This is a genomic window from Cupriavidus basilensis (assembly GCF_000832305.1).
Taxonomy (GTDB): Bacteria; Pseudomonadota; Gammaproteobacteria; order Burkholderiales; family Burkholderiaceae; genus Cupriavidus; species Cupriavidus basilensis_F.
In genome coordinates, this window is the sequence record NZ_CP010537.1 from 2,977,444 (window position 1) to 2,989,913 (window position 12,470).

General features: G+C 65.5%; 11 protein-coding genes and 1 tRNA gene. 7 read left to right on the forward strand and 5 right to left on the reverse strand.

Annotated features, from left to right (window positions below; all coding sequences use genetic code 11):
- Positions 1 to 45: 45 nt before the first annotated feature.
- Entirely contained in the window at positions 46 to 816 is a 771-nt protein-coding gene (locus RR42_RS33650; protein WP_043356347.1) for an IclR family transcriptional regulator, read from the forward strand.
- Positions 817 to 852: 36 nt separating this feature from the next.
- Here RR42_RS33650 and RR42_RS33655 read toward each other — a convergent pair whose 3' ends face one another.
- The gene (locus tag RR42_RS33655) at positions 853 to 1,812 is read right to left on the reverse strand and encodes a Bug family tripartite tricarboxylate transporter substrate binding protein (protein ID WP_082055202.1); all 960 of its coding nucleotides are present in this window, start codon (positions 1,810 to 1,812) and stop codon (positions 853 to 855) included.
- A gap of 58 nt (positions 1,813 to 1,870) precedes the next feature.
- Entirely contained in the window at positions 1,871 to 2,824 is a 954-nt protein-coding gene (locus RR42_RS33660) for a 2-hydroxyacid dehydrogenase (RefSeq protein ID WP_043356350.1), read from the reverse strand.
- Between the two features lie 272 nt (positions 2,825 to 3,096).
- Here RR42_RS33660 and RR42_RS33665 point away from each other — a divergent pair, with 272 nt between their 5' ends.
- Complete coding sequence (locus RR42_RS33665; RefSeq protein WP_043356353.1) at positions 3,097 to 3,999, forward strand: SMP-30/gluconolactonase/LRE family protein; 903 nt, start codon at positions 3,097 to 3,099, stop codon at positions 3,997 to 3,999.
- 96 nt (positions 4,000 to 4,095) lie between these two features.
- Here RR42_RS33665 and RR42_RS33670 read toward each other — a convergent pair whose 3' ends face one another.
- The 3 genes from RR42_RS33670 to tauA form a co-directional block, all read right to left on the reverse strand.
- Positions 4,096 to 4,971: an ABC transporter permease subunit gene (locus RR42_RS33670; RefSeq protein WP_043356355.1), complete on the reverse strand. Its 876-nt coding sequence runs from the start codon at positions 4,969 to 4,971 to the stop codon at positions 4,096 to 4,098.
- 10 nt (positions 4,972 to 4,981) lie between these two features.
- Positions 4,982 to 5,758 carry a taurine ABC transporter ATP-binding protein gene (locus tag RR42_RS33675; RefSeq protein WP_043356357.1) on the reverse strand — a complete coding sequence of 259 codons (777 nt, stop codon included), beginning with the start codon at positions 5,756 to 5,758 and terminating at the stop codon, positions 4,982 to 4,984.
- Positions 5,759 to 5,829: 71 nt separating this feature from the next.
- On the reverse strand, positions 5,830 to 6,843 hold the full coding sequence (gene tauA / locus RR42_RS33680) for a taurine ABC transporter substrate-binding protein (RefSeq protein WP_043356359.1): 1,014 nt from the start codon (positions 6,841 to 6,843) through the stop codon (positions 5,830 to 5,832).
- Positions 6,844 to 7,327: 484 nt separating this feature from the next.
- Between tauA and xsc the strand changes: the two genes are divergently transcribed.
- The 5 genes from xsc to RR42_RS33705 all read left to right on the forward strand — a co-directional run bounded on the left by xsc (position 7,328) and on the right by RR42_RS33705 (position 12,396).
- The gene (gene xsc, locus RR42_RS33685) at positions 7,328 to 9,166 is read left to right on the forward strand and encodes a sulfoacetaldehyde acetyltransferase (RefSeq protein WP_043356360.1); all 1,839 of its coding nucleotides are present in this window, start codon (positions 7,328 to 7,330) and stop codon (positions 9,164 to 9,166) included.
- Positions 9,167 to 9,250: 84 nt separating this feature from the next.
- Complete coding sequence (pta, locus tag RR42_RS33690; protein WP_043356362.1) at positions 9,251 to 10,291, forward strand: phosphate acetyltransferase; 1,041 nt, start codon at positions 9,251 to 9,253, stop codon at positions 10,289 to 10,291.
- Complete coding sequence (locus RR42_RS33695) at positions 10,288 to 11,058, forward strand: sulfite exporter TauE/SafE family protein (RefSeq protein ID WP_043356364.1); 771 nt, start codon at positions 10,288 to 10,290, stop codon at positions 11,056 to 11,058. The genes pta and RR42_RS33695 overlap by 4 nt, the downstream gene beginning before the upstream one ends.
- A gap of 85 nt (positions 11,059 to 11,143) precedes the next feature.
- A tRNA-Arg gene (locus RR42_RS33700) sits at positions 11,144 to 11,220 on the forward strand.
- Between the two features lie 297 nt (positions 11,221 to 11,517).
- Positions 11,518 to 12,396, forward strand: a complete 879-nt coding sequence (locus RR42_RS33705; RefSeq protein ID WP_043356366.1) for a LysR substrate-binding domain-containing protein — start codon at positions 11,518 to 11,520, stop codon at positions 12,394 to 12,396.
- Positions 12,397 to 12,470 lie beyond the last annotated feature (74 nt).

A 12,470-nucleotide genomic window follows, 5' to 3' on the forward strand; every position in this document is an offset into this window, starting at 1 on the left:
TCCCTGCGCCTGGAAGAACCGGCCGCCGCGGCGCCGGTCACGAGCATGGCAGCCGACGCGGCAGCGGCGGACCGCGATACCCCCACGCTGCGCGCCTTCGCCCTGCTCGAATTCCTGGTTGCGGCCGACCGCCCCTTGTCGCTGGCGGAAATCATGCAGGGTTTCGAAGCACCCAAGGCTTCGCTGCACCGCATGCTTGGCGCGCTGGAGGCCGGCGGGCTGGTAATCCGCGAGCCGGGCGCGCGCAATGCTTATGCCGTGGGGCCGCGCCTGTCGCGCCTTGGCGTGGCCATCGTCACGCATTCGGGTACGCGGCAGTTGCGCCATGCCATCCTGGCGCGGCTGGTGGCGGACATCGGCGAAACGGTCAACTTGACCATGCTGCACGAAACCTCGGTGCTGTACCTGGACCGCATGGAAGCGCCGTGGCCGCTGCGGCTGGACCTGAAGCCGGGCTCGCGCGTGCCGCTGCACTGCTCGGCCAGCGGCAAGCTGCTGCTATCGCTGCTGCCGCGCGAGCAGCGCGCCGCGCTGGTGCGGCAGCTGCCGCTGGAGCGCTTTACGCCCAACACGGTTACCAATGTGGAATTGCTCGAAGCCGAGCTGGACCGCAGCGCGCACAAGCAGCTTGGCGTGGACAACGAAGAGTTCGTGGCGGGGATCTCCTGCGTGGCCGTGCCGGTGCGCGATGAGCGCGGGCAGGTGGTGGCGGCGCTGGCGGTGCATGCGCCTACGGCGCGCTCGCCACTGTCGCGCTCGCTGGAGTTCGTGCCGCGCCTGCAGGAAACGGCGAGGGAGCTGGCCGCTACGTTCTGAGCGAGCGTTTGGCATCCAGCCCCCTGAGCGTCGCCGCTATTCAGGCTGGATGCCTGCCGTCTTGATGATCGAGCCCCAGCGAGCGAGCTCGGCAAGCTGGAATCTGGCCAGCTCCTCTGGCGACGACACCTTGACCTCCATGCCGTTCTCCATCACGAAATGGCGGATGGATTCGGTCGCCATGGCGTTGCGCATCAGCGCATTGAGCCGGTTGATGATCGGCGCCGGCGTGCCTGCCGGCGCGTACAGCCCGTTCCAGTAGCCGGACTCATAGCCCTTCACGCCTTGCTCCGCGATGGTCGGCACGTTGGGCAGCAGCGGCGAGCGCTGCGGGCTGCTGACGCCGAGCGCGCGCAGCTTGCCGGCCTTGATTTGCGGCAGGCTGGTGGTCAGGTCGACGATCATCACATCGGTCTGTCCGGCCACCAGGTCGATCACGGCGGCCGGATTGGCCTTGTAGGGCACGTACGTGAGTTTCGTGCCGGTCATGTGCTGGAATTGCTCGCTGGCAACCCGCGCCGATGATGAGCCGGAGCCGAAGGTCAGCTTGTCCGGCTCCTTCTTGGCCAGTGCGATGAACTCGGGCACGTTCGCGGCCTTCACGTTGGGGTTCACCACCATCACCATGTAGCCCTGGACCACCTGGCCGATCGGCGCGAAGTCCTTGATGGGGTTGTAGGGCAGGTTCTTCACCAGGTGCGGATTGGCCGCCTGCGTGGTGTTGGTGGTCATGAACAGGGTGTAGCCATCGGGCGCCGAGCGCGCGACAAGCTGCGCCGCGATGCCGCCGAATGCGCCGGGGCGGCTGTCGACGATGACCGGCTGGCCCGTCTGGCTGGTGATCTGGGCACCGATTGCGCGGGCCAGGCCATCCGTGGTGCTGCCGGGGCTGGAACCGATCACGATGGTGACCGGCTTGGCCGGATAAGACTGCGCGCCGGCCATGCCGCACGCCAGCACGCTCACGGCCATTGCCGCCAGATATCTGATCTGCATCTTGTCTCCTCTCATTCTGATTCTTGACTTCCAGGCGAAATAACGGGGCTGCCAGCGCTCAGGTCGTGAGGCTGAACTCGGGCCGTTGCCCGGCAAGCGCCTGGGCAATGCTTGCCAGGACCATCTCCCCCATGGCGGCCCGCGTCTGGTGCGTGGCGCTGGCGCGGTGCGCTTGCAGCGTGACGTTGTCCAGCGCGAACAGGGCTTGCGGCACGTTCGGCTCATCGACGAAGACATCCAGCCCGGCGCCGGCGATGCCCCCGGATGTCAGCGCCGCGACCAGGTCGTCTTCCTTGACCAGCCGGCCGCGCGCGATGTTGATCAGGTAGCCATCCTTGCCCAGCGCGTCGAGCACCTCGGCATTGACGATGCCCTCCGCCTTGTCCGCGGCGGCGGCAAGAATCAGCGCATCGCTCTGGCGGGCCAGTGCCACGAGGCCGGGCACGAAGGTGTGGGGGACGTCATCCATTGCCTTGAGATCGGTGTAGGCAACGGGGCAACCGAACGCCGTCATGCGCGCCGCGATGGCCCGGCCCACGCGGCCCATGCCGACGATGCCCACGCGCATGCCGCTGACGCGGCGGGCCAGCGGGATAGCGCTTGGCTGCGGATGGCGGACCCAGTCGCCGGCGCGGATAAACCGGTCGCCCGCGCACATGCCACGGCACGTGGCGATCAACAGGCCCACGGCGAGATCCGCGACGTCCTCGGTCAGCGCCCCGAACGTCCCGGTCACCGGCAGGCCGCGCGCGCGGGCATATTCGAGGTCGACCGCATCGGTGCCGACGCCGTTGACCGCCACCACCTGAAGCGCGGGCAGTTGCGCCATCATCTCCCTGGTAATGCCGGTGTGGCCGCCGGTGATGACCGCGCGGATGGTGGGCCCGTGCTCGCGCAGATAGGCGTCCTTGTCGGTTTGCTCGAACAAGCGGTGCATGGTGTAGAGCGAATCCAGCTTGTCGTTGATGGCAGGGATGAGGATCGGGTTCAGCTGCAGGATGTTGGCTTTCATACGGTGAGTCCTATCTGGAAGGTGCGGTTTCGCGTGACCTGTTTCGGCGCCAAACTTATACGTCATCCTATGACTAAGGAGGCATTGAAACAAGAAGGAAATCGGGTATTCAGGGTTTACACTCTGCTAAATTGGAGGAAACCGAAAATCGCTCGCACTGACTCTTGGATTTCCTTATAATTTGTTGTATGACAACGTAACACAAAGAGCAGCCTGAGGCGCATACTAGAATCAAGAGGCCGCTCGGTCCCTGATGTCCAAGCCGATAGATCATGATCACTGACGCACCCATCGACCTGATTGCCGATGTCCGCAATGCGGTCGGCGAAAGCCCGTTCTGGGATACGCAGACGCAATGCCTGTACTGGTCGGACATCCCCGCCCGGACGCTGTTCGAATGGCGCGCCGCAAACGCGGCAATCCGTACCTGGGAGTTGCCCGAAATGGCGGGATGCATCGCCCCGGCCAGCGCCGGTGGCTTTGTCGCCGGCATGCAGAGCGGCCTGTTCCACCTGCAGCCACAGCCCGATGGCAGCATGGCCAGCCGCAGGCTCGCCAGCGTCGCGCACCCTGCCCCCTCCATGCGATTCAACGACGGCCGGTGTGATCGGCAAGGCCGGTTCTGGGCGGGCACCATGCACCTCGACATGCATCCGGCGCAATCGATTGGCTCGGTGTATCGCTTCGACGCGCGCGGCCTGCAGCAGCAGATCGAGGGACTGATCGTTCCCAACGGGATGGCATGGTCGCCCGACGGACGCACGATGTACCTGTCGGACTCGCATCCGGATGTGCAGGCAATCTGGGCGTTCGACTACGATGCCGCAAACGGCGTGGCCAGCCGGCGGCGCCTGTGGATCGACATGCGGCAATATCCGGGGCGCCCGGACGGCGCTGCGGTGGACGTTGATGGCTGCTACTGGATCTGCGGGAATGACGCAGGCGTCGTGCACCGCTTTACGCCAGAGGGGCGCCTGGACCGCAGCATCGCGCTTCCCGTGAAAAAGCCGGCGATGTGCGCCTTTGGCGGCGCCGACATGAAGACCTTGTTCGTCACGTCGATTCGCCCGGCCGATGCGTCGGTGCAAGCCGAGCAGCCGCTGGCCGGCGGGGTATTCGCTGTTCGCCCCGGTGTCGCTGGTATTGCGGAGCGCGCATTCCAGCTGGCCGCGTGACCGGCCGATCGGGCTGCGGGCACGGCTAAAGCGGCAGGAGGGGCATGAGCGGCAGGAGCCGGGCAGCGCATGCCGCCGCCCGGTCGGTCACAGGCTTTACATCCTCCCCTTCCAGGGCACCAGCCACTTCTCCGTCTTGCGCATCAGCAGATCGAAGGTATAGGCAATCAGGCCGATCAGCCCGATGCCCATGATCACCACATCCGTGCGCAGGAAGTTCGACGCGTTGAGCACCATCTGCCCCAGGCCCGAGGTGGCGGCCACCATCTCCGCCGCGACCAGCGTGGTCCAGCCAAAGCCGATGGCGATCCGCATGCCGGTCAGGATGTCCGGCAGCGCGGCGGGGATCACCACATGGCGGATCACCTGCCAGCGGTTGGCGCCCATCGAATACGCCGCGTTGATCTGCTCGATGGTGACCGAGCGCACGCCGGCCTGCGCGGACATCGCCAGCGGCGCAAAGCAAGCCAGGAAGATCAGCAGGATCTTGGACGTTTCATCGATGCCGAACCAGATCACGATCAGCGGCAGGTAGGCCAGCGGCGGCAGCGGGCGATAGAACTCGATCGGCGGATCGAAGACGCCGCGCGCAATGCGCGACACACCCATCATCACGCCGATCGGCACCGCCGTGACGGTGGCCAGCGCAAAGGCGCCGAACACGCGCACCATGCTGGCGCGAAAGTGCTCGGTCAGCGGCAGGCCGCCCTGCACATTGCCGTTCCAGGCATCGATAAACGCGTTGATGATGGCTTCCGGCGTGGGCAGGAACAGCGGCGGCAGCCAGCGCAGGTGGCTGCCGATCCACCAGAGCGCCAGCAGCGACACCACGGTGATGGTGGAGATGCGTGAACTGGAACCTTCGCCCGGCAAGCGGTAGCCGGAGACGGCCTTCATGCGGCGCGCGGGCGGCTTGGCGGCCACGGCGGCGGTGCCCGGCGCGGGCTCGAGTCTTTGAGCAGAAGCAGACATGTCGGACTCCTCAGGGCGTGGCATGGATCAGGTTGACGATTTCTTCGCGGTACCGGATGAACTCCGGATCGGCCTTGACCTCGCGGGCGTTGCCGCAGGCAATGAAGCGTCGGGCGAAGGGCAGCTCATAGGTATGCGCGATGCGGCCCGGCGAGGGCGTCATCACGATCAGCCGCGTTGCCAGGAACAGCGCTTCCTCCACACTGTGGGTGATGAAGAACACGATCTTCTGCTCCGCCGCCCACAGCTTGAGGATCAGCGCCTGGATCGTCTCGCGCGTGAGCGCATCGAGCGCGCCGAGCGGCTCATCCATCAGCATCACCGCCGGATCGTTGGCAAGCGTGCGGGCAATGCCCACGCGCTGCTGCATGCCGCCAGAGAGCTGGTAGACCGGCTTGGCCGCCACTTTCTCCAGGCCGACCAGCGCCAGCTTTTCCTGGGCGATGCGCAGGCGCTCGGCGCGCGGCACGCCGCGCAGCCGCAGGCCCAGCGCCACGTTGTCCAGCACATTGAGCCAGGGCATCAATGCATGCTTCTGGAACACGACGCCGCGCTCTGCACCCGGGCCGTGCACGGATTTGCCATCGAGGCGGATCTCGCCTTCCGAGGGTTGCATGAATCCGGCGATGCACGATAGCAAGGTCGTCTTGCCGCACCCGGAAGCACCGAGCGCGACCACGAAATCACCGCGCTCCATGGTGAGATTGACTTGCGACAGGGCCAGCGTATCGGCGCCACCGCGGCCGCCGTAGTTCACGCTCAGGTTGTCGATTTCGAGTCTGGCCATAGCTGCAAACTTCCTGAAAAGAGGATTCAAGGCCGCGCGGCCAGCGTCGCCCGCCGCGCGGCACCGGCAAATCAGGCCGGCGTCCTGGTGGCGAGGGCGCGCTTCACCCACTCCGCATTCACCCCCGGGCCGTAGTCCGGCAACACGGTCTGGATCGTGCCCTGCTCCTTCAGGAATTGCGCCGCCGATTGCAGGGCCTTGGCCGCGCCGCCGCCCAGCCAGCGGGACGAGGCTTGCTCCTCCAGCGTGGGGAAACCGTACAGCGCCATGCTGGCCGGCACCGCCTCGGGCTTGGCGCCCGAGACCTTGGCCACCGCCTTCACCATCGGCGACTCCGGGGTCCATGCCGCCTTGTCCTGGCGATACTTGTCATCCGCCGCGGCCAGGATCTTGACGAACTTGACCATGAACTCGGGGTTCTCCCGCGCAAACTTCTTGTTGGCGATCATGCCGTCGAAGGTAGCCTTGCCGGTCTCGGCGGCGATCTTGCCGGAGGTCACCAGCACCTTGCCCGATTGCTTGAGCTTGGCCAGCACCGGGTCCCAGATGAAGGTGGCGTCGATGTCGCCGCGCTCCCAGGCCGCGGCCACTTCGGGCGGCCGCATGTTCATGATCTTGACGTCCTTGGGATTGATCTTGGCCTGCTCCAGCGCCACCAGCGTGTGGTAGTGCGTGGTGGAGACAAAAGGCACGCCCACCCGCTTGCCTTTGAGGTCTGCCACGCTGTTGATATTGCTGCCGTTGCGCGCCACCATGGCCTCGGCCGCGTTGATGTCGTCAAGGATCCAGAACAACTCCACTTCCAGCCCCTGCGACAACGCCGAGGCAATCGGCGAGGTACCGGCTTCGCCGATGGCAATCTGGCCCGACGCCATGGCGCGGATCACGTCGCCGCCGCCGCCGAACTGGCGGAACGAGACCTTGTAGCCGGTCTGCTTCTCGACTTCCTTCATGTCCTGCGCATAGCGCCACGGCACCACCATATCCTGGTAGGCGATGACAACTTCCTTGGTCTGCGCGTAGGCGCCCGGGGCAACAACGGCCGCCAGTACCACGCTTGCTGCAAGCTGCTTGAACCAACGCATGATGAACCTCCTCAAGATGAACGGTGTGATGTGCTGTGGCGGAGACCGCCGGCAGGGAAAGCCCGGCACCAGGGCGGTGCCTGCTCGAGGAGGAAGAGGTGATAAGCATGAGGCATGCCAGTGTCTCCATCTGGTTGGGACGTCTTTGCGTCCTCTCCTTTCTTAGCGGCGCTCTGCGCATTGGCGAGTCGTCGCGGCGTGCACCAGGCGCTTTGGCAAGCCGCGCTGGGCAAGGTGTAACCGTATGGTAGAAAGCGGCCCGCCGCCGGGTTAGAGCCAGCGAGGACCAACTGTGGGTCCACATGGGCGCGCAGGTCGAACTTGCGTCACTTTAAAGGGTATTTACTAGCGTTTTTAGGTACATGGCATTCCGTTTATCGGATTTTCTTATTGACCATCGCTTAGTCTCATCCTACATTTCGATCCACGAACACTTTTCGGAACATTTGGTTCCGTTTTGATCGAAGACCGGAGACACTACACCATGAGCGAACATCTTCCCGAAACCCTCGCCGCAGGCACCCAAGCTGGCACCGCCACCACCGGCCCGCAGGAGATGACCCCGTCGGAAGCCTTTGTCGAGACCCTGGCCGCCAACGGCGTCACCGACATGTTCGGCATCATGGGCTCGGCCTTCATGGACGCCATGGACATCTTCGCCCCCGCCGGCATCCGCCTGATCCCCGTCGTGCACGAACAAGGCGCCGGCCACATGGCCGACGGCTATGCCCGCGTCTCGGGCCGCCACGGCGTCGTCATCGGACAGAACGGCCCCGGCATCAGCAACTGCGTCACCGCCATCGCCGCCGCTTACTGGGCGCATAGCCCGGTGGTCATCGTCACCCCGGAGGCCGGCACCATGGGCATTGGCCTGGGCGGATTCCAGGAAGCCAAGCAGTTGCCCATGTTCCAGGAGTTCACCAAGTACCAGGGCCACGTCACCCACCCCGCGCGCATGGCCGAGTACACCGGCCGCTGCTTCGACCGCGCCATGGCCGAGATGGGACCAACCCAGCTCAATATCCCCCGCGACTACTTCTACGGACAGATCAAGGCCGAGATCCCCCAGCCCCAGCGCCTGGACCGCGGCCCCGGCGGCGACCAGCGCCTGAACGAAGCCGCCGAGCTGATCGCCAAGGCCAGGTTCCCCGTCATCATCTCCGGCGGCGGCGTGGTCATGGCCGATGCGATTGAGCAATGCCAGGCGCTGGCCGAGCGCCTCGGCGCCCCGGTGGTCAACAGCTACCTGCACAACGACTCCTTCCCCGCCAGCCATCCGCTGTGGTGCGGCCCGCTCGGCTACCAGGGCTCCAAGGCGGCCATGAAGCTGCTCGCCCGCGCCGATGTCGTCATCGCCCTCGGCTCGCGCCTCGGACCCTTCGGCACCCTGCCCCAGCACGGCATGGACTACTGGCCCAAGCACGCCAAGATCATCCAGATCGATGCCGACCACAAGATGCTCGGCCTGGTGAAGAAGATCTCGGTGGGCATCTGCGGCGATGCCAAGGCCGCTGCCGTGGCGCTCACCGAGCGCCTGGCCGGCCGCACGCTGGCCTGCGACGCCTCCCGCGAAGACCGCGCCGGACAGATCGCCGCCGAGAAGGCCGCCTGGGAGAAGGAACTCGACGAGTGGACCCACGAGCGCGACCCCTACAGCCTGGACATGATCGAGGAGCAAAAGCACGAGCGCACGCCCACCGGCGGACACTACCTGCATCCGCGCCAGGTCCTGCGCGAGCTGGAAAAGGCCATGCCCGATGACGTGATGGTGTCCACCGATATCGGCAACATCAACTCGGTGGCCAACAGCTACCTGCGCTTCAACAAGCCGCGCAGCTTCTTTGCCGCCATGAGCTGGGGCAACTGCGGCTATGCCTTCCCCACCATCATGGGCGCCAAGGTGGCCGCACCCCACCGCCCGGCCGTGTCCTACGCCGGCGACGGCGCCTGGGGCATGAGCCTGATGGAGACCATGACCGCCGTGCGCCACAACATCCCGGTGACGGCCGTGGTGTTCCACAACCGCCAGTGGGGCGCGGAGAAGAAGAACCAGGTCGACTTCTACAACCGCCGCTTCGTCGCCGGCGAGCTGGACAACCAGAGCTTCGCCGAGATCGCCCGCGCCATGGGCGCCGAGGGCATCGTGGTCGACAAGCTCGAAGACGTCGGCCCGGCACTCAAGCGCGCCATCGACCTGCAGATGAATCACGGCAAGACCACCATCATCGAGATCATGTGCACCCGTGAGCTCGGCGACCCGTTCCGCCGCGATGCGCTGGCCAAGCCCGTGCGCATGCTCGACAAGTACAAGGACTACGTCTGAGCCAGTGAGTTAGCGGGCGCTTGGCCGGTGGCCGGAGGCAGCGCCCGCTGCTTCCGGCCATTTTCCATTTTGAGCGACCCCATCATGAAAGCGATCAACCGCATCATCGAGCGCGCCCGCGCCGAACCCAGGCGCATCGTGCTGTGCGAGGCTGAAGACCCGCGCATCCTGCAGGCCGCGCAACGCGCGGCCCATGAGGGCATCGCGCGCATCGTGCTGGTGGGCGACGCGGCGCGCATCCGCCAGGCGGCCGCCAGCGAGGACATCGATCTGGCCGGCATGGACGTGATCGACCCCGCCACCTCCGCGCTCACGCCGTCCCTGGCGCGCAAGCTGTTCGCCCTGCGCGAGAAAAAGGGCATGACGCTGGAAGAGGCCAGGCGCGAAGTGCTCAAGCCCCTGTGCTTCGCCAACCTGATGGTGCGCCTGGGCCATGCGGACGGCTCGGTGGCCGGCGCGGTGCACACCACCGCCGACGTGGTGCGCACCGCCATCCAGGTCATCGGCATTCACCCGGCGTTCAAGTTGGTATCGAGCTTCTTCCTGATGATGTTGTGCGAACCGTTCCATGCATTGAAGGGCGGCCTGATTTTTTCCGATTGCGGGCTGGTGGTGGATCCCGGCGCCGCTGAGCTGGCCGAGATCGCCATGGCCGCAGCCGACAGCGCGCAAAACCTGCTGATGGATGCCCCGCGCGTCGCCATGCTGTCGTTCTCCACCAGCGGCAGCGCCCGGCATGCCGCGGTTGACAAGGTGGTGCAAGCCACGCGCCTGGTGCAGGCGCAGCGCCCGGCGCTGGCCATCGATGGCGACGTGCAGCTCGATGCCGCCATCGTTGCCGAGATCGCCAGCAAGAAGATCGAGCACTCCAAGGTGGAAGGCCGCGCCAATGTGCTGGTCTTTCCCAGCCTGGAGGCCGGCAATATCGGCTACAAGCTGGCCGAGCGCGTGGGCGGCGCCAAGGCAATCGGGCCCTTGCTGCAAGGGCTGCAAAAGCCGGCCAACGATCTGTCGCGCGGCTGCAGCGCAGACGACGTGTTTTACGTGATCGCCGTCACCGCGGTGCAGGCGCAAGCCGCCGCGCAAGCCCGGCCGCAAGCCCCCATGGCCGCCTGCCAGCCATGACCGCGGACCACCTGCTGCCGCTGCTCGCGCTGATGGGCGCGGCAAGCTACTTCCAGACGGTGACCGGCTTTGGCCTCGGCATGATCGTGATGGGCGCGACCAGCGGGCTGGACCTCGCGCCGGTGGCGACCGTTGCCACGCTGGTGAGCCTGGTGACGCTGGCCAACAGCGCCGTGGCGCTGCCCGGCAAGCTGCATCACATCGACTGGCGCGCGGTGGGCGCGGCCACGCTCGGCATTCTGCCCTCCGTGGTGATCGGCGTGCTGATCCTTGACTACCTGAGCAGCGCCGCCGCCGGCATCCTGCAATGGCTGCTGGGCGCGGTGGTGCTGTACGGCGGCGTTAGCGCCGCGCTGCGCCCTGCGCCGCTGCCGCGGCGCTCCGGCAACCGCAGCTTCTTTGTCAGCGGCATCGCTGGCGGCTTGCTCAGCGGCATGTTTGGCGTGTCCGGGCCGCCACTGATCTTCCAGTTCTATCGCCAGCCGCTGTCGCTGGTGGAGATCCGCTGCGCGCTGATCCTTGTGTTCACCGCGACCTCCGTGACACGCACCTTGTTCAGTGCGTGGCAAGGGCAGCTCAGCGCCGACATCTGGATACAGGCAGCACTTGCAGTGCCGGTTGTGGCATTGACCACGATGGCGGCCCGGCGTTTTCCGCCGCCGCTTTCGGCGGCGGCAACGCGGCGGATTGCGTTTGGGGTACTGGTGGCGATCGGGGGATATCTGATGCTGCCGGGGCTGGTTGAGCTGGTTGCGCGGGTGACTTAGCCCGCCGGCCAGGGACCACCCCCAACTTTTATCTGCGTACCCCCTTGTATTTTTCGCCAGGTGCGATATAGTCCTGCCCTCGCGTGCGGCTGTAGCTCAGTTGGATAGAGTACTTGGCTACGAACCAAGGGGTCGTGGGTTCGAATCCTGCCAGCCGCACCACCTGACACGAGTAGCAAACCAACGGCTTAGAGAACTTTGATCTCTAAGCCGTTTTTGCGTTTGCCTGGCGCATCGCACCTCGCCCGCGATCACCGGCTCTGAACCGTCCCCCGGTGCCGGCTGCCAAATTGACGCTGGAATCGGGCCCCGCTTACACTACGTCATCGATACCAGCATCGGCACCCGCTTGCTGGTCGGGACAGCGCAGATGACGCCACACCAGCTTCGGTGTTTCACCGCCTGCCACGCCCGCCACGCCCGCCCATTCGTACTGCTACCGTTGCCCGAGAGCCGAACATGCGCATTCCGCCGCTGAAGTCGATCATCGCGTTCGAGAGCGTCGCGAGAACGAAGAGCGTTAGCCGGGCATCCGAGGAACTGGGCCTGACCGCATCAGCGGTGAGCCATCAGATTGCCAACCTCGAAACCATCATCGGCCAGCCGCTATTCTTCCGGCAGGGGCGAGGGCTGACGCTCACGCCAGTCGGAGAGCAATACCTGCGCGACGTCACAGGTTCGCTTGCGGAACTGAACCGCGCCACCGAGCGCGCATCGAGCCAGGCGGAAGTCGACATACTCAGGGTGCATTCGAGCCCGAGCTTCGGCCTGATGTGGCTGCTGCCGCGGTTGAAGTCGTTCCAGGCCGACAACGGCGATATCCAGCTGAATATCGCCTGCTCCTACGAGGATGTCTCCTTCACAAGCGGCTACTACGACGTCGATATCCGCTATGGCTATGCGCACTGGCGGGACTTGCAGGTCAAGACATTGCGTAACGAATTCATCGCGCCCCTGGCCTCCCCCGAGTATCTTGCCAAACACCCCATACGCACGCCGGCTGACCTGCCGGGCCAGCGCCTGATCTTCTCGGAGACGCCACTTGTCCAATGGCAGCAATGGTTTGCCAGGTTTGGCGTGTCCGGCGAGCACCAGGCGTTCGACTTTTCCTTTGACCGCTCTTACATGTCGCTGGAGACCGCGGCACTGGGCATTGGCGTGGCGCTGGAAAGCATGCTGCTCGCGTCGGTCCATATCGGCAAGGGAACGCTGGTGCCGGTCTTTGACCCGGCGTATGCCGTTGAGGTTGGGGGCCATCACATCGTCTGCCCATCGCAGAACGCGGATCTGCCCCGGGTACAGCGCTTTCTCGACTGGATCGACCGGGAATTGAAGTAGCACAGCTGCGTCACAGGCAGTCGGAAGTCTTTCTTATTGTGCAACGCACAATGCTCTCGACTCGCGGAACCCAA